This is a genomic window from Nocardia carnea (assembly GCF_029869215.1).
Lineage (GTDB): Bacteria > Actinomycetota > Actinomycetes > Mycobacteriales > Mycobacteriaceae > Nocardia > Nocardia carnea_B.
On the sequence record NZ_JARWPM010000434.1, the window covers coordinates 14,241 to 35,675 of the forward strand.

Genomic DNA, 21,435 nt, shown 5'->3' on the forward strand with positions numbered 1-21,435 from the left:
CCGGCGCGGCGCGGTGAACGAAAGCCCAGTGCAGGCCACCCGCCGCTGCCTCGGGCGGCGGCGGGTGGCACCATGGAGCGGGTGTCCGATGTGCTGACCCATCTGCCCGAAGCCCGTCCCGCGCTCACCGCGGACGAGATCGACGCCGCGGCCAAACGCATCGCCGACATCATCGAGCCCACGCCGCTGCAGTTGTGCCCGCGGTTGTCGCAGCTCACCGGTGCGCGGGTGTATCTCAAACGCGAGGACCTGACCGTCGTCCGCTCCTACAAACTGCGCGGCGCCTACAACCTGGTCGTACAGCTCAGCGAGCCCGAGCGGGCCGCCGGGGTGGTCACCGCCAGCGCGGGCAATCACGCCCAGGGCGTGGCGTTCGCGTGCCGGGCGATGGGAATCACCGGCCGTATCTACGTGCCGACCACCACCCCCAAACAGAAACGCGACCGCATCCGGGTCCACGGCGGAGAATTCGTGGAACTCATCGCCGTCGGGGAAACCTTCGACGCGGCCGCCGCGGCCGCCGCCGCCGATGTGCGGCGCAGCGGTGCCACCATGGTTCCGCCCTTCGACGACACCCGCACCGCCGCCGGTCAGGGCACTATCGCGGCGGAGATCCTGGATCAGCTCGACACCCCGCCCGATCTGGTAGTGGTGCCGGTCGGCGGCGGCGGATGCCTCGCCGGTATCGGCACCTACCTGCGGGAACGGTCACCGCAGACCGGCATCCTCGGCGTGGAACCGGCCGGGGCCGCGTCGATGACCGCGGCGCTGATCGCGGGGTCGCCGGTGACCCTGCCGGAGGTGGATCCCTTCGTCGACGGCGCCGCGGTGCGCCGGATCGGCAAGGTGCCCTTCGACGCGGTGTCGGGTTTCGGCGGCCGCGTGGTGTCCCACGCCTCGCTGCCACTGCTCACCGCCACCGATTCCCGGCAGGGTGCCGGCGCGTTCCGGCTGCTGCGGGTCGACGAAGGCGCCGTCTGCACGGCCATGCTGGATCTGTACCAGAACGAGGGAATCATCGCCGAACCGGCGGGCGCACTCGCGGCGGCGGCCCTCTTCGAGGCCGCCCCGGAACCCGGGTCGACCGTCGTCTGCCTGGTCTCCGGCGGAAACAACGATGTCTCACGGTACGGCGAGGTCATCGAGCGTTCCCTGGTGCATCAGGGGCTCAAGCACTATTTCCTGGTGGATTTCCCGCAGGAGCCGGGCGCGCTGCGCCGGTTCCTCGACGAGGTACTCGGCCCCGACGACGACATCACCCTGTTCGAGTACGTCAAACGCAACAATCGGGAGACGGGCGCCGCGCTGGTGGGGGTGGAACTGGGCGAACGCGCCGGGCTGCAGCCGCTGCTGGACCGGATCGCGCACTCGCCGATCCAGTGCGAGCGGCTGGAGCCCGGCTCACCGGCCTACCGTTACCTGACCTGACCGGCCCCTTTTCCGGCCCGTGCGGTCAGGCGGCGGCCTTCCGGGGAGCGCTGCGGGCGATCCGGCGCGCCGACCGGGCACCGGCCACCGCCAGCGGCAGCAGCCAGGCGAACGCCGGCTGATCGACGGCCAGCATGTCCAGCGAGAGCCGGTTGTGGGTGAACCCCACCGAGAGCCCGCTGTCGGGATCGGCCCAGCCGAACGACCCGCCCAGGCCGATATGGCCGAAGCCGCGCGGTGCGCCGACCGTCGGCATGGCGTGATAACCCAGATGCCACAGCGGGCCCATGTACAGGAACAGCCCGGTATCCGGCCGGAACCGTTCGATTCGCCGGATGGCCTGCATGGTGGCGCCGGACAGATACCGTTTCCCGCCGGCCGTGCCGTCACAGGCCAGCGGTTCGTACATGGCGGCCAGGCCGTTGGCCGTGCAGACGCCGTTGGCGGCCGGCATCTCGCTGTCCAGCACCGGTGGGTTCGGGCCGGCCAGAATGGCCTCCGCGCCGGGGATGAACAGCGAACGGCTGCTCACCCCGAGTACACCGGGGATGTTCTGCAACAGCGAGACGAGGCGGGAACCGCGGGGCGTGCCGGCGAAGGCGAAACCGGCACCGAAACTTTCCGCGGCCATGGTCACCGAACCCGTGGGCGGCCGGCCCAGGTGGATACCCTCGATACCCAGCGGTTCCGCGACTTCCTGCTGGAACAGCTGCTTCATACTCGAACCGGTGACGGCCCGCGCCAGCCCGGCGAGCAGCCAGCCGTAGGTCATCGCGTGATAGGCGGGCACGCCGAGCAGCCGGTCGGGGGTGGCGGCGGCCAGCCGCTGCGCCATGAGCTCGTGATCGAGCAGTTCCGACCCGTGCGCGGCCAGCGTGCCCACCCCGGACAGCCCGGCCGAATGCGTGAGGATCTGACGGACGGTGATGCAATCCTTCTTGTTGCACCCGAACTCGGGCCAGTACTCGGCGACGGGGGCGTCGTAGTCGATCAGCCCCCGATCGGCCAGCCGGTGCACGACCGTGGAGGCGATACCCTTGGTCGCCGAAAAGACCATGGCACCGGTATCGCGGGTCCACGGCCGGTCGGGCGCGGACTCCCCTGTCCAGATATCGAGGATCGGCTCCCCGTGCCGGTAAACCGCCAGCGCCGCACCGACACCCTTCCGGCCACCGTAGACCCGGGTGAAGGCGGACGTCAGCCGCCGGAATTCTGCTCCGGCGGTGCCGGAATAAGCGACGCTGCTCATCCTTACACAGTAAGGTCATTCGGCACGTTCCGGCAACGCCGTCCCGGACGGTTGACAGCGTGGCGCTCGAACGCACCGTCCCCGGACCGGCTCGGTGAGCTCGGCACCCGGCAACTCCGCGCGATACCGGAATGTAATTGTCCGGGACACCCGGGCCGGCGCCCTCGTACCGCTCCCGGCCCCGGGACCGCTCGTCGCGCGGCCGGCCCCGAATCCCGAAATCCGCTCGACAAGGCGGAGATAATTCCCGTATCAGGAAACGAAATCATTACCGCAAAGGCGCGAAAAGGTCCCGGAATTCATTCCCACGCCAATATCGAAGACACTCGATAAACATCGGAAACGGCAAATTTCTCGAAACGGATATTTCCCTCGTTATAGTGGGCCGCATGACCTCCTTGGAACCGCCGGTCGTGCGGGACCAGGTGCGCGGTGACGCGCTCCCGGTCGCCGACGCGACCGTTTACGCCGGCTGGTTTTCCTGTCTGGCCGACCCGACCCGGGTCCGGTTACTGCATCAGGTCGCCACCAGCCCCGCCGGAATCCATATCGGCGAAATCGCCGAAGCACTCGGTATCGGTCAGCCCACCGTTTCCCACCACGTCCGCAAACTCACCGACGCCGGGTTCGTCACGGTGCACAAAGAAGGCACCGCCACACTGGTCACGATCAACCCCGGCCGGTGCACCGAACTCCCGCATACCGCCGACGCCGTGATGGGCATCCTGACCCCGCAGCCCACCTGCCCCGACGATCCGCCCGGCGATGTGACGGTCCGCGCGATGACCGGTGACGACTGGCCGGCGGTCCGGGCCGTCTACGCCTCCCGCGGCACCGCCTACCCCGCGATGTCCGGCGCCGAGGCCCCGGATCGCGAGGTGCTGGACGCGCAGTGGCTGCCGGACCACCGCTGGGTCGCCGAAACCCGCGGGCGGATCGCCGGCTGGGCCGCCCTCACCCCCGTTTCCGGCCACGAGTTCTACCGCGATATCGCCGACAGCTGCGTGATGGTCGCCGACGACCTCGAGGGCCGGGGTATCGGCACCGCACTGCTGCGACAGCAGGTGATGGCGGCCGAGGACGCCGGTCTGCGAACCCTGCAGACCACGCTGTACCCGGAGGATCGGACCGGGATCTCGGTCCACCACGCCGCGGGATTCCGCACGGTCGGTATCCGCGAGCGGATCGGCCGTTTCGAGGGTCGCTGGCGCGACGCGGTACTGCTGGAACGCCGCAGCCCGCTCAACTGAGCAGCTCCCCGGCCCGAGCACCCGAGCGGGGCTTCAACGCCCGGTGCGCACGGGCCGCAGGATCACTTTCAACCACAAGGTGGCCAGTCCGCAGGTCACGCAGAGCACCGCCGCGCCCGCGGTGAACCACCCGGCCAGGCCCAGTCCGCCGAGGCCGTGGTCCCCGTAGACCGAGAGCGGATACACCCCCGCGGCCAGCATCGCCACCGTCCCGAACAGCGATACCAGCGAGGCCGGTACCCATCGCAGCCACACGTACGGGCGCACACTCTCGGAAGGGGCGGCTCCGGCGAAGATCAACCCCACCTGCTGCCACGCCAAACCGTTCACCGTGAGCAGGCCGGCGTCGAGCAGCAGCGCACACAGGGCGATGGCCAGGGCACCGATCGGCGGTTCCGCGGCGAGCGCGGCCAGCGCGCCGGACACCATCGCGCCGACCGTCAGGACCACCCCCAGCGCCGCGAGCGCCGCCCAGCACACCGACCACTTCCACCGGGTCGCGGCCAGCTCCGCCGTCGCCGCGCGTTCTGCTGCGCTGCACGCCTCGTACCACCCCGGCGCCCCGGCGGAAATCTTCACCACTGCCTGCCCTGCGACCTGTCTGCCCTGCCACCACTCCGCCGCGTATGCCCGGTACACCGGCCTTCCGCGTGCGCACCGACTCTAACCGCACGCACCGGTTCGAGTGGGCCGGCGCAGGAGCGCGGCCGCTCGGGCACCGGGCCGCCCGGGCCGCACCTGCCCGCCCCGGCGCGCGATCATTACCGCCTGTGGAGCAACAACGGGCGGCGCACAGCACCGGAGAAGTGGTCGGGCTGGTCGCACAGACATTCCTCCGGGATCGCCATCAGTTCATCGACGGACTCTCGCAACTGATGCGCACCCAGCTGCCGGTTCTGGACCGCGACCAGCGGCTGCGGGAGTTGATGGAAGCGGGCACGACGGACAACCTGATGGAAGTCCTGCAGTTCCTGCAGAACGAGGCCGGGGAGGACGATGTCCGGGCGCCGGAACGAGCCCTGGCCTACGCGCGGTTGCTCGCGCAGCGCGATGTCCCGGCCGCCGCCATGATCCGCGCGTACCGGGTCGGCCAGGCCGGTTTCCTGGACACCGGGATGCGGTACGCGATCGAATTCGGTGGCGGCGGTCCGGTCACCACATCGGCCATCGTGCATATCGTCAACCGCACGTCGGTGTACATCGACCGGGTCTGCGAGCAGGTCGGCGTCGCTTACGAAGACGAACGCGACCGCTGGTCCGGCAACCGGAGCGGACTGCGCCGGCAATGGGTGACCCGGCTCCTGGACGGCACGGCCACCGATACCGGCACCGCGGAACAGTACCTGCGCTACCCCCTGTCCCGCGGACATCTCGCGCTCGGCGCGTGGACCGACCCGCACCTCGATCCCGCGACGGCCAGGACGGTCTTCGACCAGCTCCGGACCGCGTTGACCACCGAGTTCGGCCGCGCGCAGGCGACTTTGACGGTGCCCGTGGACGATCACGAAATCCGGATATGGTTCGCGTGGTCGTCGGAAACAGCCGTTGATGCCGGCGCGATCGAACGAGTGCTGGCCGCCCGGGACCTGCCGGTGCGCGTGGCCATCGGTGGTTACGGCACCGGCCTCGCCGGTTTCCGGCGCACCGCCGCGCAGGCCGACCGGGTACGCCGGCTCGCCCTGCTGAGCGGCGACCACGGCGCGCGCGTGCTGGCCCACGCGGACGTCTCGGCCCTCGCCTTGCTGGCCGGCGACACCGAGACGTTGCGCGAATTCGTCGCCGATCAGCTCGGCGAACTGGCGGTCGACACCGAGCGCAACCTCTGGCTGCGCGAGACGCTGGGGGTGTTCCTGGCCGTCAACCGAAGCTATACCGCGGCCGCCGCCCGGCTGGCGGTTCATCGCAATACGGTCCAGTACCGCGTCCGGCAGGCACTGGACATGATCGGCCCGCATGCCGATACCCCCGGCGGGGATCTGTATCCGCGGCTGGCGTTGCAGGCGACCGAGTTGCTCGGCGCCGCGGTGTTGCGACCGGAGGCGGGCCGGCCCTGACCCGCGCTCCGGCGAAACGGCCGTCCCGGTACAGCGCGACCACCTTTGGCGATACCGCGCCGGGTAGGTCCTGTGCGCCGCGCACAAACACGGTCCACGCTTTCATGCGGCCCGAACATGGCCGGTCCCGCGGTCGGCGTCCTAAGCTTCGACCATCCCCGCCGAACCGGCGCCCACCTCGGTGGATATCCCCGCCGGCAACGCTTCCGCCGCGTCCCGCTCGACGGTGTCGCGGACCGCACCCCACACCCGTCGCATTGTCGCGCTGCCCTCGTCCAGGAGTTCTTCCGTGCCTTCGATCCACACCGCCCGCGGTGCCGTCGACACCGCCGACCTCGGTGTCACCCTCATGCACGAGCATATTTTCGTACTGAGTTCCGATGTCCAGCAGAACTATCCGCAGGAATGGGGCTCGGAGGACGAGCGGATCGAGGACGCGGTCCGGCAGCTGACCGCCGCCTATGAGGCCGGGGTGCGGACGATCGTGGATCCGACGGTGGTCGGGTTGGGCCGCTACATTCCGCGCATCGCCCGGATCGCCCAGCGCGTACCGGTGCAACTGATCGTCGCCACCGGCCTCTACACCTACGACGATGTGCCGTTCTATTTTCACCATCGGGGTCCGGCACTGGACCCCCTGGTGGGTACCCAGGTGCCCGATCCGATGGTGGATATGTTCGTCGGCGATATCCGCGACGGTATCGCCGGCACCGGCGTCCGGGCCGGCATGCTCAAATGCGCCATCGACGCACAAGGGCTGACGCCCGGGGTGGAGCGGGTGATGCGGGCGGTGGCCCGGGCGCACCACGAGACCGGTGTGCCGATCACCGTGCACACCCACCCGGAATCGGGTTCCGGTTTCGAGGTGAAACGGGTCCTGTGCGACGAAGAGGGTGTCGACCCGGCCCGGATCGTGCTGGGACACAGCGGCGACACCACCGATCTGGACTACCTGACCACGCTGGCGGACGCCGGTTTCGTCCTGGGCATGGACCGTTTCGGCATCAATCTGTGGACCACCTTCGAGGCCCGCGCCGATACCCTCATCGCGATGGTGCGCCGCGGTTACGCCGAACGCATGGTGCTCTCCCAGGACGCCAGCTGCTACATCGACTGGATCGAACCGGCGACCCGCGCAGCCGTGCTGCCGCAGTGGCACTACACCCACTTGTTCGACGACGTCTTCCCCTACGTGCTCGATCGCGGGGTCGAGGAACGGCAACTGCACACGATGCTGGTGGACGTGCCCCGCACGTTCTTCGCGGCCGGCTGAGCCCGGCTGCGGTGGTGGGCGCGATCACACGCCCACCGGGTGCCCGGACCGATTGCGCCCGGAAGCTAGGGTTGTCGATCATGGCCAGACTGTCCCGTGCGCTGCTCACGGCGCTACTGCTCGCCGTCGCACTCCTCGCGGCGGCGTGCGGTGGTGGCGACGGCGGCGATACCGCCGCCCGCGATCTGTGCGCGCCACCCGGACCCGACGCCGCGTCGGCGGCCCCGGAGAAACTCAGCGCGCCCGGCGGCGGGTCGGAGGACCGGTACACCACCCCGTCCACCGTCCCGGTCGAATCGGTGGATATCGCGCGGCTGGGCTTGATCCAGCCCGGCGTGCTGAGCGTGGGCACGCTCTCGGACGCACCGCCCAGTATCTGCGTGAACTCGGCCGGTAGTTTCACCGGATTCGACAACGAACTGCTGCGGGCCGTGGGCGCGAAACTCGGCTTGCAGGTGAAGTTCTCCGGCACCGAATTCGCCGGGCTGCTGGCGCAGGTGGCCGGGAAACGATTCGATGTCGGCTCGTCGAACATCACCACGACCGAGGCGCGGCGACAGCAGGTCGGTTTCACCAACGGCTACGATTTCGGCTATTTCTCGCTGGTCGTGAAGGACGGCAGCCCGGTACGCGGGTTCGACGATCTGGGGCCCGGGTCGCGGGTCGCGGTGGTGCAGGGCACCGTGCAGGACGAGTACGTGGTCAACGAACTGGGCCTGGACCCGGTGAAGTTTCCCGACTACAACACCGCCTACGCGAATGTGAAGACCGGTCAGGTCGATGCCTGGGTGGCCCCGTCCGCACAGGCCGAGGGTGCGATCGCGCCCGGCGACGCCACCTCGGTGGTGGAGAATTCGTTCAGCCTGGACAATTTCGCGGCCTGGGCGGTCGCGAAGGACAACCAGCCCTTGATCGACGCACTCAACGCCGGCCTGGACGCGGTGATCGCCGACGGCACCTACGCGCGCCTCTACAGCGACTGGGTGCCCCGGGAACTGCCGCCCGGCTGGAAACCCGGTTCCAAGGCCGCACCGGCCCCGCAACTCCCGGATTTCGCCGCGCTGGCCGCCGAACGCGGACCGCAGGAACAGACGCAGCAGGCACCGAAATCTACGCTGGAACAGTTGCGCGACACCTTCTTCGACTGGTCGCTGTACCGGCAGGCGTTCCCCGATCTGTTCAGAACAGGCCTGCCCAATACGCTGATCCTGGCCGTGGTCTCCGGGGTGCTGGGCACGCTTCTGGGCATGCTGCTCGCGGTCGCGGGGATCGCGCGGACCCGGTGGCTGCGCTGGCCGGCCCGGGTCTACACCGATATCTTCCGCGGCCTGCCCGCGGTGGTGATCATCCTGATCATCGGCCTGGGGATCGGACCGGTGGCCAGCGGGATCACCGGCAACAATCCGTACTGGCTGGGCGCGGTGGCCCTGGCATTGCTGGCCTCGGCCTATATCGGGGAGATCTTCCGTTCCGGAATCCAATCGGTGGAACCCGGCCAGCTCGAGGCGGCCCGGGCGATCGGCTTCGGTTACCGGCAGGCCATGACCCTGGTGGTGATCCCACAAGGCGTGCGCCGGGTGCTGCCCGCGCTGATGAACCAGTTCATCGCGCTGATCAAGGATTCCTCGCTGATCTATTTCCTGGGCCTGCTGGCGACCCAGCGCGAACTGTTCGCCGTCGGCCGGGATCTCAACGCGCAGACCGGCAACCTGTCTCCGCTGGTCGCGGCCGGGCTGGTGTATCTGCTGCTGACCATCCCGCTCACCCACCTGGTGAACTACATCGACCGCCGGATGCGCACCGGCCGGCCCGATCAGCCGATCGACCCCGTCGAGCAGCAGACCATCACGGAAGGGCGGGGGTAACCGATGAGCTCCTCACTGACCGGTACCGGATTGCGGCTGCGCCTGGGCAACAACGAGATCCTGCGCGGCGTGGACATCCATGTGGACGCCGGGAAGACGACCACCGTCATCGGGCCGTCCGGATCGGGTAAGTCCACGCTGCTGCGGGTGCTGAACCGGCTCTACGAACCGGACTCCGGCGATATCCTGCTCGACGGCGAATCGGTGCTCACCGAGAACCCCGACCGGCTGCGCCAGCGTATCGGCATGGTTTTCCAGCAGTTCAATCTCTTCCCGCACCGGACGGTCGCCGACAATATCGCGCTGGGGCCGCGGAAGCTGCGCGGGCTGAGCAAGGACGAGGCGCGGGCGCTGGCACTGGAACAGCTCGAGGTGGTGGGCCTGGCCGGCAAGGCCGATTCCCGGCCCGCCAACCTCTCCGGCGGACAGCAGCAGCGCGTCGCGATCGCCCGGGCACTGGCGATGAAACCCGACATCATGTTCTTCGACGAGGCCACCTCCGCCCTGGACCCCGAACTGGTCAAAGGCATTCTGGCGGTGATGTCCGACCTCGCCGCGGGCGGTATGTCGATGATCGTGGTAACCCACGAAATGGGTTTCGCGCGCAGCGTCTCCGACCATGTGGTCTTCATGGATGCCGGCCAGGTCGTGGAATCCGGCAGCCCGGACGAACTGTTCGACAATGCCGGCACACCCCGGTTGCGCCGCTTCCTCGACCAGGTCCTGTAACTTCCGGAGGGGGCATTTCCGCCGCGCCCGCACCGAAAGTACCAGGCACCAACCGATCCCGTGACGACAACGTGGATGCGCCGGCGCACGCGGCGCCTGGCCGGCGACCATACTGGGAACCATGAGCAGCGAGCAAAACCCCTACGGCACACCGAGTACCAGCGGCCCCCAGGAGCCCGGCGCCGGCCAGGTGCGCACCAACCGGATCGTGCGCACCCTGTTGCGTATCCCGGGCCTGTCGAAGGTGGTGGGCAAACGGTTGCTGACCCTGCATATCGTCGGCCGGAAAACCGGGCGGGCCTACGATATTCCGGTCGCGTACACGAAACACGGCGATGCGCTGTTGATCGGGACCTCGATGCGGCCCTGGGTGAAGAACCTCGCGCCGGGGACACCGGTCACCATTACCCGCGGCGGCGGGCCCGAACAGTTCGACCCGCTGGTGCACACCGGTGAAGCGGACGTGATGCGGCTGTTCGAGGTCGTCGCGCGGGACAACAAAACCAACGCGCGGTACAACGGCATCGGCTTCGACGCGGCCGGCAACCCGAACAAGGCCGATCTCTACCAGACCTGGCAGCAGGGCGGAGCGGTGATCGAGCTGCGCCCGCTGTAACGGGCCCGGAACCTCAGCGCTGGCGCCAGCTCAGCGGGCCGGGCAGATCGACGCTGTTCTTCTTGGTCCGGGAATTCCACGACCACGGGCCGATCTTGATTCCCCACGAGGACATACCCGATTGGGTGAAATTGAACTTCAGCGGTCCGAAGGATGTGCGTTTACGGAACCTGATGGGCATAACGGCCTCCCTGACTCGGCCCCAGGATAACGGATCCGGGTGTTCCCCCCTGGCGATCGAGCACGCCGGGTGCAAGAGTGGAGGTCGTGGGAATGTACCGGGATCACGTCGTACCCCGCATCGTGAACGTGGCCTGCGGGATGAAGCAGAACGAGCCGCTGCGCGAGCGGGTGTGCGCGGGACTGTCCGGCCGGGTGGTCGAGCTCGGTTTCGGGTCGGGCCTCAACGTCCCGTTCTATCCCGCCGCCGTCACCTCGGTGAGCGCCGTGGAACCGGCCGATCTCGGCTGGAAGCTCGCGGCCGGCCGGCTGGCCGCGGCCCGGGTACCGGTCGAGCGGGCCGGTCTGGACGGGCAGCGGCTGCCGTTCGACGACGACAGTTTCGATACCGCGCTGTCGACATGGACGATGTGCACCATTCCCGATATCGACGCCGCCCTCGCCGAACTGCGCCGCGTGCTGGTGCCCGGCGGCACCCTGCATTTCGTCGAACACGGTCTCGCCCCCGACCCCGCGGTCCAGCGCTGGCAGCATCGGCTCGACCCGCTCCAGCAGCGCATCGCCGGCGGCTGCCATCTGAACCGGGATATCGCCGCCATCATCCGGTCCAGCGGGTTCCGCCTCCGCGATCTGGATGTGTTCAAGGGCCGAGGCCCAGCGTTCATCGATACGCAATCGCTCGGGGTTGCCACAGCATCCTGAGTGCGGTCTCCTCGGCTGCTCGAAGGTCTCCCCAGCCGCTCGAGCCTCGTCGCGGGAATCGCTGAGGCCGGCGGCACGGCACTGTCGGCCCGATCCGGGCCACTACCGATTCCTTCCGGGCCCCGCGCCGGGAACCATTGGGCCGGCGGGCGCGTCGAAGGTAGAAAGAACCCGACGCGTAACGGAAGGGCGACCGGATGAGCACTGAGGATCGCGCCGCCACCCAGGCGGCCAGCGAGATCCTGCGGGAGAGCGTGGACGAGCTGATGGCCACGTTCGAACGGCAGCGGGCGGAAATGGCGGCGGTGGAACAGCGGCTGGCCTCGACCACCGTAACGGCGTGGTCGTCGGACAATCTCGTCCGCGTCGACGCCAATACCGCCGGTGTCCCGGTGGACGTGCACCTCACGCCGGAGGCGTTCAAACGGTCCACTCCCGAGAAATTGGGTCGTTCGATCCTGGAGGCCGTGCAGAACGCGGCCCGGCAGGCCACCGAGGTCTCCCAGCAGGCGTGGGCACCGATCGCGGCACTCGCCGACGACGTTCCCGACCTGCCCGATATCGCGCCCGGGATGCCGAGTATCAAATCCGTGGTCGATTCGCTGTTCCCCGACCCGGTCACTACACCGGCACCCGCGGAGCCGATGAACGCCGAGGACGAGGACGAATACTTCCGTAACCGCGGCTACCTGGGCGGTGGGAAATGAGCGAGATCAAGGTCGACGAGGAAGCCCTGCAAGCGGCCCGGCCCGCCATCGCCCAGGTGGCCGACCAAGTGGCCGGCGCGGTGAACGCGGCCCTCGCGGTGATCAACGCCGAGGGCGAATGCTGGGGCGGCGACGAAATCGGACAGAAATTCGCCGAGAACTACAAGCCGGGTGCCGAGGAAGGACTGACCGGCCTGAACCTGCTGAACCAGGCGGTCAACGGGGTGGGGGACGGCGTCGGAGCGGTCGCTACGGATTTCGGCAACCAGGACGAATCCAACGCCAACGCACTCGGCGCCGTCGCTCCCTAACCGGCCCCCGATCCGCGGGGACAGCCGCCGGCGCCCCGGTCGGTCCCAGCGGCCGGGACAGCCGCCGTGAACATCGACGGCACGCGGGTCGCGCCGTCCGGCGACACGTCGCCGGACCGACAGCGCGGCCGAGGAAGTCCCTGGTCGCTCGGTCCTCGCGCCGATAAGACCACCGCCGCAGCAGTGCCGAGCACGGTATCTTGCCCGCCGCAGCAGTGCCGAGCACGGTATCTTGCCCGCCGTATCCGACTCAGGGCGTGTTTCTTCGCGGTGAGTATGTGCAGCCCGATGTTCATCACCGAAGCCGGCGAATGTCGGCCGCGGGGTGGTGACCGAGTCCGGCCGAGGAGGGCTGTACAGCTCCTGGTCGCGTTCCTCTGCAGGCTGCAGCTGACCCGGTCCAGGTAGGCAAGCGTGAGGGGTCGCCGGCGCGCATGTAGTCCAGACATGCCGACGGCGCCTCACGCTCGGCATCGTTGCCGGCGACCCTGCACAGCTCGACGGCGCCCTGGTTGGCCTGCGGTGCTCGTCCTACCCGATTCGACCAGCCCGCACGGGCATCGGCGCAATCACTCCGCGTGAGGCACCGCGATCACTCGCCCATCGTCCCCTGATCGGTCTGCCGCCACTCGCCCGTCCCATCCGGATTACGGTGGTATTCCCACGCCGAGTAGTCGCCGTCGTTCTCCACCACGCTCACCTGGTCGGCGTAGCCGTCGAGGTCGGTATCGGTCCAGACGCTCATCGAATCGGGGCCGGTGGTGACGAACGTGTCGAGTACGCCATCAACGATGAGGTCCTGGGTGGGCGCTTCCATTTCCACCGGGCCCAGGCCGTCCATAGACGAGGTCGCTCCGAGACCCGGCGTACCGGAGAACTCTTCTGATGCAGACATTTTCTCGAGCTCCACTGGTCGACGCGGGGATATCCCGGTCCATCTTTCCATCCCCGCCGGTACAGTGCAGCCCCGGTACCGGGTAGAAACGGGGCGCTGGTGGCTGTGGACACAGCCATGGCCTTCCGGCCGCTATATACCCTCGCTGTCAGCGAATCCGAGTAGCGGCCAGTATATTTCAGGGGTGGAACAGCGTTCTGACGCTGTAGGCTCCCGCCATGTCGAAGTATCTGATCACTGGGGTGATGATCGCTACCTTCTCGTTCTGCGCGGCCGGTACGGCGGCGGCTGATTACACCGTTGGCCACTACTCCACCCACGGAGCCTGTGTCGCGAACGGGGTGGGTAAATTCGGCAATGACGGGCTGGGCAAGACCTGGTTCTGCCGTCAGTCCGGTGGGGGGTACGACCTGATTCATCGCTGAGGCGCTACAGGAGCCGGGACGATCTCGCATCCGCGATGAGATTCCAGGGCATCGCACCGGCCCCGTGGCCAACATTGTCGGGCAGGCCGGTAGCCGCAAGGCTAGGTGAGGGGACCTCTTGGGGGACAACGACGATCGTCCCGCGGGCATCGGCACGGTCGAGAAAGGCGATAGCGAGCTCGACTGCTCGGTCGTACCCGTGCTCGGGATGGAAGTCGGGCTTCGTGGCGACGCGCGAAGAATACCGGATGGGTCACGCCGGAATTGGGATGCGCGGGCCGCGGACCTGCGACGCGACTTTGCCGCAGTAGTTCGCAGCTTCGGCGGTGCCACCGTAATGTGTGAGCTGCACTTTGCGTCGAGACCAGGGGGCTGTGTGCTGATGCCTGAAGCTATTTCTCATGATTCGGAAGCTGCGGCCGGCTTCGCGGACGCCGCCGCTGCGGTAGCCGGCCTGCTGGATGCCGCGGCCGGGCATGCCGATACCGCCGCGGCGACACCGCTGAGTGGTTTGGGTGTATTCGGTGCGGAATTCGCGGCGGCGTTCGCCGCGGCTGCGCAGACCCAGGCAGCGACGATCCGGACCGCCGGCGCCCTTTTCAATGCATACGGGCAGACCGTGGTCGCGCAGGGACAAGCGCTGACCGCCACCGATACCGAGAACGCGGCCGCGGTTGCTGTGGCCGGCGACACCGGGGAGCAGTGATGCGGCCGGCCACGAAAACCGATGAAGCCACGGAACATCCGCTGTTGAAGGTGTTGCTGGCACCACTGCTGGATCTACGCGCCGCGCTCGGTGACGGCAGCCCCCCGACCGAGGTGCTGGCGGCCTTGACGGCGGCAGCCGATAACACCGCGGCAGCCGAAGCGCCGGGTCGTAGTGGTCGGTATCTGCTGGAATCCACGAACACCGCCCCGGCCGCGGTGCCGGTAGCAGCACGCACCGAGGGTGAGACCGTCGCGCTGGCCGACCACCACTCGGCGTTGGCGACGCTGCTGAACGACGCCTACGCCACCCGCAACACCGCCGCGACCCGCCTCGACTCGGTGATCGAAGACTTCCGCGCGAAAGCAGAGCCGATGCTGGCCGCCGCACAATCACAAAGCGACATCGACGCGGTACTCGACCTCGCCGCACAGTCCATCCGCGACGGTGTAAGCGAGGTCAGCTACGCGCGCGACGAGATGGACGACCACACCCGCCGCACCCGGGCGCTGGACCGGGGCCCCGGCGCGGCGACGGTGACCGTGCCCGACGGTTTCGCCGCGGACCCTTCGGTGCGGGCCGCGCTCGGCGGCGGCACCGGGATCCCGGCAGGCCTGGATCCGCATCAGATCGCGCAGCTCGCACTGCAGCAGGCCGCGCTGGCCGCCGGCGTACAACTGGGCACAGTCGCGCTCGACGCCGGAGTCGAGATCGGATCCACAGTCATCGACGGAGTAGTGCAGGTAGCCACACACGGCATCGACACCGGAGCGAAGCTGGCCGAACAAGCCATATCAACCCTGGCAGCCGGCGCCAGCGGGCCCGGCGAGCAGGGCACCTCGCCGGGATCACCCGGCGGTACCACCACCGCGCCCGCGGGCACCAGTGACAAACCGGGTACAGGGCCCCTGCTGCTCGGTGGGCACGGCGGCGCACCCACCCAGAATCCACCGGCCACCAAGAAAGACAACGACACCACGGACAGCGGTACCGCCCCACCGGTGATCGCTTTCCCCGAACCGCAACAAGAACCGGAACCGCCCACCCCTGAACCCAGCCCGTCGTCCCCGACCGGACCGGGCGGCCAGCCGGGGACGACGGGTGCACTGGTTCCGCCGGCGACCCGGCCAGGTGCCGGGCAGGACCAGGAGAACCCCCGGCCCCGGCGACCAGGACAGGCTGGGGTGGTCCTGGAAACGTCATGACCGAACACGACGCCGGTGCTGCCGAAGTCGAGGCCGGCGGCGAGGAACGCCCCGCAAACACCCGGCCCGCAGGCAATCCGTTCGTGCTGCCCGGTCTGCCCGCCTACGCGAGCCTGCCTCCGCCGGCAGCGCCCGAAGAAACCGGCCGCGATAAACGCCGCCGCAGCACCTACTCCGGCGAATGGTCGCAATGGCTCGATTCCCCCCACCGCCTCGCGGGCCGACCACAGCCGGCAGAAACCGACGCGGGCGACGAGATACTCGAGGACGAGCTGCCGGCCTATACCGACGACGAACCCGCCCCGCCCACCCAGCGGGAGCGCGGCCTCGGCCTGCGCCCATACCCGGACCCGGACGACCACGATGCCATCAGCCGGCAATGGTGGTGGCGGACCGCTGTCTGGACAACAACTGTCGCCGCCACCGTCGCCACGATCGGTGCAATAGTCGCCTTCAACCTCCGGACAACCACCCACGAATCAACTCCCACCGCCGGCCCTGCAGGCCCCGCACCGACGACAACGGCCCCGGCGAGCACCACAGCATTGCCGGCGAGCTGGCCACACGCCACCGCAGGGTGTACCCGCACCAGATCAGGGTCGATCACTATCGGAGCCGACCCCGGTGACCACAGCAGCCCGCAGCAAGCGATCCTCGGGTTCGAATGGAGCTACTACGTCGAACGCGACGCAGCCCTGGCCCGCACCTTCACCACACCTGATGCGAAGGTGCCCGACCGGGAGACGATCCAAGCCGGGATCGACTCCCAACCCGAGGGCGTCCGGTACTGCGTGTACATCACCGCAGCAGACAAAAACAACACGGTATGGGACATCGAGCTGCAGGAACAATGGCCCGACGACCCCGAACCGATCCGCTACGGACAAAAGATCACGACCATCACCCAACACGGGAAAACACTGATCACCGGGATATCCAGACGCTGACCCCGGCACGCCCGGCCCGGTGAGCGCGATATGCGATTTACCACAGAGTCCGAACGCGCCGGCTGCGGTCTCGAAACCTTGGTAACGAGACCGGGTCGGGGCCCCCTCCGGCTGGGCGTTTCCGCCGGCACTGAAGGTTCGCGACAACGATCGTTCGGGAGCCGCTCCCGTTGGGCCTTGGCAGGTGGTGCCTACGGCCAGATCATTTCTCCCCGGCAGCCTCGAGGTGGCCGGCCTCGAGAGAAGTTCGTCCACGAGCCCCGACGCGTGGCCGAGTCACACAGGCCGACTCGAGCGGCCGGGCCGGCGAGGGGCCGGCGGCGCGGACTGCAGCTCGTGGAGTCGGCGGGGAGCCCGGCACCGCTTTCCGGTTCAGGCCAGGCAACCCGGGCCCAGCAGGGCTTTCAGATCGCCCATGAGGGCCGAGGAGGGTTCCACCCGGAGGCTGTCGTCGAGTTTGAGCAGGGTGGTCTTCTCCCGCGCGCCCACGTACCGGACGTGCACATCCGAGGTGCCCGGATGGCGGGTGAGCACCCGCTTCAGTTCACTGATCTTGTCGCGGGTACACATCCGGGTGGAAATCGTCACCGCCAGCGGTTTCGCGACACCGATCGCGGACAGATCGGGTACCGCGAGGTCGTTGGCGATCAGCGAGATCCGGTCGTCGCGCATCGAGACCCGGGCTTTCACCAGCACCACCGCGTCCTCCACCACATCCATGCCGTACACGGAGTAGGCCTGCGGGAAGAACAGCACCTCGATACCGCCGGTGAGATCCTCGAGCTGCGCCGAGGCCCAGGCCAGGCCGTTCTTGTTGATCCGGCGGTTCACCGAGGCGAGGATGCCACCGACGGTGACCTGGGTACCGTCCTTGATATCGCCCTCGAGAATGGCCGGGATCTGGGTATCGGCAGCGGCGGCGAGCACATGATCGATCCCGTTGAGCGGATGCCCGGAAACATAGAGGCCGAGCATTTCCCGCTCCAGGGCGAGACGGTGTTTGGTATCCCATTCCTCGTCGGGAACCTTCACATCGAATACCGACGATATCGATTCGTCGCCGTCTTCGCCCATTCCACCGAACAGATCGAACTGGCCGATGGCCTCGGCTTTCTTGGTGGACATCACGGCATCGATGGCATCGGAGTGCACGAGCATCAGCCCCTTGCGGGGATGGCCCAGCGAATCGAAGGCACCGGCCTTGATCAGCGATTCGGTGACCTTCTTGGTACAGGCCACGGCATCGATCTTGTTCAGGTAGTCGGAGAAATCGGTGAACTTCGATTTCTCCGTCCGGGCCGCGATGATCGAGTTCACCACATTCGTGCCGACATTGCGCACCGCGCCCAGCCCGAACCGGATATCGGCGCCGACGGAGGCGAAGTTCGTCTCCGATTCGTTCACATCCGGCGGCAGCACGGTGATTCCCAGCTTGCGGCAATCGGAGAGGTAGATCGCCGCCTTGTCCTTGTCGTCGCCGACGCTGGTGAGCAGGCCGGCCATGTATTCGGCGGGGTAATTGGCCTTCAGATAGGCGGTCCAGAAGGAGACCAGGCCGTAGCCCGCCGCATGCGATTTGTTGAACGCGTACCCGGCGAACGGGAGGATGGTGTCCCAGAGCGCCTTGATCGCGGGTTTGGAGAAACCGTTGCTCTGCATACCGGCTTCGAAACCCTCGAATTCGGCCTCCAGCACCTCGGCTTTCTTCTTACCCATGGCGCGGCGCAGAATATCGGCTCGGCCGAGCGAATACCCGGCCACCTTCTGCGCGATCTGCATGATCTGTTCCTGATAGACGATCAGGCCGAAGGTATCGGCCAGGATGTCCTTCAGGGGCTCCTCGAGTTCGGGATGAATCGGTTTGACCTCTTGCCGGCCGTTCTTCCGGTCGGCGTAGTCGTTGTGCGCGTTCATCCCCATCGGGCCGGGGCGGTACAGCGCCAGCACCGCGACGATATCCTCGAATCCGGTGGGCTGCATCCGGCGCAGCAGATCCCGCATGGCACTGCCGTCGAGCTGGAAAACACCGAGAGTGTCACCGCGCGAAAGCAATTCGTAGGTGGGCGGATCGTCCAGCGGCAGATTGTCCATATCGAGGTCGATACCGCGATTGGATTTGATGTTGTCCAGCGCGTCACCGATGACGGTGAGGTTGCGCAGGCCCAGGAAGTCCATTTTCAGCAGGCCGATGGCCTCACACGACGGGTAGTCCCAGCCGGTGATGATGGCGCCGTCCTGCGCCCGCTTCCACAGCGGGATCGCCTCCATCAGCGGTTCGGAGGACATGATCACCGCGCAGGCGTGCACACCGGCATTGCGGATCAGGCCCTCGAGACCGCGGGCGGTTTCGTAGATCTTCGCGACATCGGGGTTGCTGCCGATGAGTTCGCGGACCTCGGCGGCTTCCTTGTAGCGCTCGTGCTCGGGATCCATGATCCCGGACAGCGGGATATCCTTCGCCATGATCGGCGGCGGCAGCGCCTTGGAGATCTGATCGGCGATCGCGAACCCGGGCTGGCCGAATTGGACGCGCGCCGAATCCTTGATGGCGGCCTTGGTTTTAATGGTGCCGAAGGTGATCACCTGCGCCACCCGGTCGCTACCCCAGCGTTCGGTGGCGTAGCGGACCATTTCCCCGCGGCGGCGATCGTCGAAGTCGATATCGATATCGGGCATCGAGACGCGTTCGGGGTTGAGGAATCGCTCGAACAGCAGACCGTGCGGAATCGGGTCGATATTGGTGATACCCATGGCGTAGGCGACCAGCGATCCGGCCGCCGAACCACGGCCCGGGCCGACCCGGATACCGACCTCGCGCGCATGGTTGATCAGGTCGCCGACCACCAGGAAGTAGGCGGGGAAACCCATTTCGATGATGACGCTCAGTTCGAACTCGGCACGTTCGACGTATTCGCGCGGCACCCCGCCCGGGAAACGCCGTTCCAGCCCGCGGTGCACCTCCTTGCGCAGCCAGCCCGCCTGATCCTCGCCCTCCGGAACCGGGAAGACCGGCATCCGGTCGCGGTGCTCCCACACCTCGGCGTAGGACTGGACCCGCTCCCCGATCCAGACGGTGTTGTCGCAGGCCCCGGGCACCTCGGCATCCCAGAGCGCGCGCATCTCCGCGGCCGATTTCAGGTAGTAGCCGTCGCCGTCGAATTTGAACCGCGTGGGGTCGGACAGGGTTTTGCCGGTTTGCACGCACAGCAGCGCCTCGTGGTTACGGGCCTGCTCCTTGGTGACGTAGTGGCAGTCGTTGGTGGCCAGCGGCGGGATATCGAGGGTGCGGCTGATTTCCAGCAGCCCCTCCCGGACTCGTTTCTCGATGGACAGGCCGTGATCCATCACCTCGAGGAAGAAATTGTCCCGGCCGAAGATCTCCTGCCATTTCGCGGCGGCTTCGAGGGCTTCGCGATCGTGGCCGAGCCGCAACCGGGTCTGCACCTCACCGGAGGGGCAGCCGGTGGTGGCGATGATGCCCTCGGCGTGCGCGGCGATGAGCTCCTCGTCCATCCGGGCCCATTTACCGAGCTGGCCCTCGATACTGGCCAGCGAGGACAGTTTGAACAGGTTGCGCAGACCCGTCGCGTTCTCGGCGACCATGGTCATATGGGTGTAGGCACCCGAACCGGAGACATCGTCGCTCTTCTGGCTGGGATCGCCCCACTGGATACGTTTGGTGTCGAACCGGGAGCCGGGCGCGATATAGGCCTCGATCCCGATGATCGGTTTGATCCCGGCCTTCTTCGCGGAGTGGAAGAACTCCGCGGCGCCGTACATATTGCCGTGGTCGGTCATCCCCACCGCCGTCATCCCCAGGCGGTCGGCCTCGGCGAACAGCGGTGAGATCTTGGCGGCACCGTCGAGCATCGAGTACTCGGTGTGGTTGTGCAGATGAACGAATCCGGACGAGGCGGCCAAGATCTGTCCTTCCTCCCAGAGGCTCGGCGGGGGTTGGTGTAGCGAGTTTATGCGCACCCACCGACAGCTCCGGCGGCGGCCGGGCGTGCCCGGCGGGGCCGGGCGTGTCGCCGCCCGATGATCATCGGGGCCGCCGATTCGGCCACCGGCCGGGCGTGGCGCTGGTAGGGTCGGGCCGCGTCACGAACGGATGGAGCGGAGGCCCACCCGGACCACCACCGCTCCGAAACCATCCCAGGCTCGGCCCCGCAAGCCCATGAACGACCCAGCGAGGTGACGATGACAGCACGTACCACGGCGTTCGCCCTCCCCGCGGCCGCGACGGCACTGACGGTAGGGGCGCTGGTGGCCACCGCGGCACCCGCGGCGGCGGACGGCGGCGAGTTCGGCCCCGTGTATTCGCTCGCCCAGGGCGCCTGTGTCGCCCAGCTCGATACCTCCGTCACCGGTGACGCGTATCCCGAGCACGCCGCGTTCACCGTGTCCACGATCATGTTCGGGGTCGGGCCGTGCACCCTGCCGGTCACCCTGAACTGGCGCAATCTCGACACCGGCGCCACCGGTTCGGTGACGCAGACGGCGAACGGCCCGGGTCACTGGATGAACGACGGCCGCTCGGCACTGTTCCGTCCGGGCGTCGGCCGCTTCACCGCGACCGTCACCGTCGGTACCGCCCATATTCCCGAACCCGGCTCGGTGGATTTCACCGTCACCGCGTACCGGAGGTGAACGCCGGCCCCCGATAACGACGGCGACTCCTGCTACCCGGCCCGGAAAGGCCGTCCGGCAGTCCCCCACGGAAATCGTTCCCCTGCCCGCCGCCTCGCCGGCCCGGGCCGGTTATCGCCTCCGGAGAAGGTTTCCCGCAGCAATGGCGGTTGCGGCGGGAAGCGTGAGACGATGACCGGCCCCGGGCGGGGCGCCCGCCCCCCCGCGCCCCCCGGGGCCACGGGCTGCGGCGGGCGCGGGACA

At 68.0% G+C, this 21,435-nt stretch carries 21 protein-coding genes; 15 read left to right on the forward strand and 6 right to left on the reverse strand.

Features of this window, described 5'->3' with window-relative positions; translation table 11 throughout:
- Nucleotides 1-81 precede the first annotated feature (81 nt).
- Nucleotides 82-1,428, forward strand: coding sequence for a threonine ammonia-lyase IlvA (gene ilvA / locus QH276_RS32620; RefSeq protein WP_280398034.1), 1,347 nt, complete (start codon nt 82-84; stop codon nt 1,426-1,428).
- A gap of 25 nt (nt 1,429-1,453) precedes the next feature.
- On the opposite strand, the gene QH276_RS32625 is transcribed toward ilvA, so the two are convergent.
- A complete protein-coding gene (locus QH276_RS32625; RefSeq protein ID WP_280398033.1) occupies nt 1,454-2,677 on the reverse strand; it encodes a serine hydrolase domain-containing protein in 1,224 nt (407 codons plus the stop codon).
- Nucleotides 2,678-3,066: 389 nt separating this feature from the next.
- Between QH276_RS32625 and QH276_RS32630 the strand changes: the two genes are divergently transcribed.
- Nucleotides 3,067-3,927 carry a helix-turn-helix domain-containing GNAT family N-acetyltransferase gene (locus QH276_RS32630; protein WP_280398032.1) on the forward strand — a complete coding sequence of 287 codons (861 nt, stop codon included), beginning with the start codon at nt 3,067-3,069 and terminating at the stop codon, nt 3,925-3,927.
- Between the two features lie 33 nt (nt 3,928-3,960).
- On the opposite strand, the gene QH276_RS32635 is transcribed toward QH276_RS32630, so the two are convergent.
- On the reverse strand, nt 3,961-4,566 hold the full coding sequence (locus QH276_RS32635; RefSeq protein ID WP_280398031.1) for a hypothetical protein: 606 nt from the start codon (nt 4,564-4,566) through the stop codon (nt 3,961-3,963).
- Between the two features lie 131 nt (nt 4,567-4,697).
- Here QH276_RS32635 and QH276_RS32640 point away from each other — a divergent pair, with 131 nt between their 5' ends.
- Nucleotides 4,698-5,981, forward strand: coding sequence for a PucR family transcriptional regulator (locus QH276_RS32640; RefSeq protein ID WP_280398030.1), 1,284 nt, complete (start codon nt 4,698-4,700; stop codon nt 5,979-5,981).
- A 141-nt stretch (nt 5,982-6,122) separates the two neighbouring features.
- Here the strand turns inward: QH276_RS32640 and QH276_RS32645 are convergent, their stop codons facing one another.
- Nucleotides 6,123-6,287 (reverse strand): hypothetical protein, encoded by a 165-nt coding sequence (locus QH276_RS32645; protein ID WP_280398029.1) that lies wholly within the window; start codon nt 6,285-6,287, stop codon nt 6,123-6,125.
- On the opposite strand from QH276_RS32645, the gene QH276_RS32650 reads away from it, so the two are divergent.
- The 4 genes from QH276_RS32650 (at nt 6,271) to QH276_RS32665 (ending at nt 10,464) form a co-directional block, all read left to right on the forward strand.
- Nucleotides 6,271-7,254 carry a phosphotriesterase family protein gene (locus QH276_RS32650; RefSeq protein WP_280398028.1) on the forward strand — a complete coding sequence of 328 codons (984 nt, stop codon included), beginning with the start codon at nt 6,271-6,273 and terminating at the stop codon, nt 7,252-7,254. The genes QH276_RS32645 and QH276_RS32650 overlap by 17 nt on opposite strands.
- Before the next feature lie 80 nt (nt 7,255-7,334).
- On the forward strand, nt 7,335-9,119 hold the full coding sequence (locus tag QH276_RS32655; RefSeq protein WP_280398027.1) for an ABC transporter substrate-binding protein/permease: 1,785 nt from the start codon (nt 7,335-7,337) through the stop codon (nt 9,117-9,119).
- Between the two features lie 3 nt (nt 9,120-9,122).
- Nucleotides 9,123-9,848 (forward strand): amino acid ABC transporter ATP-binding protein, encoded by a 726-nt coding sequence (locus QH276_RS32660; RefSeq protein ID WP_280398026.1) that lies wholly within the window; start codon nt 9,123-9,125, stop codon nt 9,846-9,848.
- Nucleotides 9,849-9,969: 121 nt separating this feature from the next.
- Nucleotides 9,970-10,464, forward strand: coding sequence for a nitroreductase/quinone reductase family protein (locus tag QH276_RS32665; RefSeq protein WP_280398025.1), 495 nt, complete (start codon nt 9,970-9,972; stop codon nt 10,462-10,464).
- A 13-nt stretch (nt 10,465-10,477) separates the two neighbouring features.
- On the opposite strand, the gene QH276_RS32670 is transcribed toward QH276_RS32665, so the two are convergent.
- Nucleotides 10,478-10,645 (reverse strand): DUF4236 domain-containing protein, encoded by a 168-nt coding sequence (locus tag QH276_RS32670; protein ID WP_081595447.1) that lies wholly within the window; start codon nt 10,643-10,645, stop codon nt 10,478-10,480.
- Between the two features lie 86 nt (nt 10,646-10,731).
- Between QH276_RS32670 and QH276_RS32675 the strand changes: the two genes are divergently transcribed.
- The 3 genes from QH276_RS32675 to QH276_RS32685 all read left to right on the forward strand — a co-directional run bounded on the left by QH276_RS32675 (nt 10,732) and on the right by QH276_RS32685 (nt 12,364).
- Nucleotides 10,732-11,346, forward strand: a complete 615-nt coding sequence (locus tag QH276_RS32675; protein WP_280398049.1) for a class I SAM-dependent methyltransferase — start codon at nt 10,732-10,734, stop codon at nt 11,344-11,346.
- A gap of 197 nt (nt 11,347-11,543) precedes the next feature.
- Nucleotides 11,544-12,053: a YbaB/EbfC family nucleoid-associated protein gene (locus QH276_RS32680; RefSeq protein WP_280398024.1), complete on the forward strand. Its 510-nt coding sequence runs from the start codon at nt 11,544-11,546 to the stop codon at nt 12,051-12,053.
- Nucleotides 12,050-12,364, forward strand: coding sequence for a WXG100 family type VII secretion target (locus QH276_RS32685; RefSeq protein WP_280398023.1), 315 nt, complete (start codon nt 12,050-12,052; stop codon nt 12,362-12,364). Before QH276_RS32680 ends, QH276_RS32685 begins: the two co-directional genes overlap by 4 nt.
- 592 nt (nt 12,365-12,956) lie before the next feature.
- Here QH276_RS32685 and QH276_RS32690 read toward each other — a convergent pair.
- Nucleotides 12,957-13,259: a DUF6802 family protein gene (locus QH276_RS32690; RefSeq protein ID WP_280398022.1), complete on the reverse strand. Its 303-nt coding sequence runs from the start codon at nt 13,257-13,259 to the stop codon at nt 12,957-12,959.
- Between the two features lie 218 nt (nt 13,260-13,477).
- Between QH276_RS32690 and QH276_RS32695 the strand changes: the two genes are divergently transcribed.
- The 4 genes from QH276_RS32695 to QH276_RS32710 all read left to right on the forward strand — a co-directional run bounded on the left by QH276_RS32695 (nt 13,478) and on the right by QH276_RS32710 (nt 16,542).
- Nucleotides 13,478-13,684, forward strand: coding sequence for a hypothetical protein (locus QH276_RS32695; protein WP_280398021.1), 207 nt, complete (start codon nt 13,478-13,480; stop codon nt 13,682-13,684).
- Nucleotides 13,685-14,060: 376 nt separating this feature from the next.
- Entirely contained in the window at nt 14,061-14,390 is a 330-nt protein-coding gene (locus tag QH276_RS32700) for a hypothetical protein (protein ID WP_280398020.1), read from the forward strand.
- Complete coding sequence (locus tag QH276_RS32705; protein ID WP_280398019.1) at nt 14,390-15,595, forward strand: hypothetical protein; 1,206 nt, start codon at nt 14,390-14,392, stop codon at nt 15,593-15,595. Before QH276_RS32700 ends, QH276_RS32705 begins: the two co-directional genes overlap by 1 nt.
- Nucleotides 15,592-16,542, forward strand: a complete 951-nt coding sequence (locus QH276_RS32710; protein WP_280398018.1) for a hypothetical protein — start codon at nt 15,592-15,594, stop codon at nt 16,540-16,542. Before QH276_RS32705 ends, QH276_RS32710 begins: the two co-directional genes overlap by 4 nt.
- A 372-nt stretch (nt 16,543-16,914) precedes the next feature.
- On the opposite strand, the gene dnaE is transcribed toward QH276_RS32710, so the two are convergent.
- Nucleotides 16,915-20,463: a DNA polymerase III subunit alpha gene (gene dnaE / locus QH276_RS32715; protein WP_280398017.1), complete on the reverse strand. Its 3,549-nt coding sequence runs from the start codon at nt 20,461-20,463 to the stop codon at nt 16,915-16,917.
- A gap of 279 nt (nt 20,464-20,742) precedes the next feature.
- Between dnaE and QH276_RS32720 the strand changes: the two genes are divergently transcribed.
- Nucleotides 20,743-21,192 (forward strand): hypothetical protein, encoded by a 450-nt coding sequence (locus QH276_RS32720; RefSeq protein WP_280398016.1) that lies wholly within the window; start codon nt 20,743-20,745, stop codon nt 21,190-21,192.
- Nucleotides 21,193-21,435: the final 243 nt, after the last annotated feature.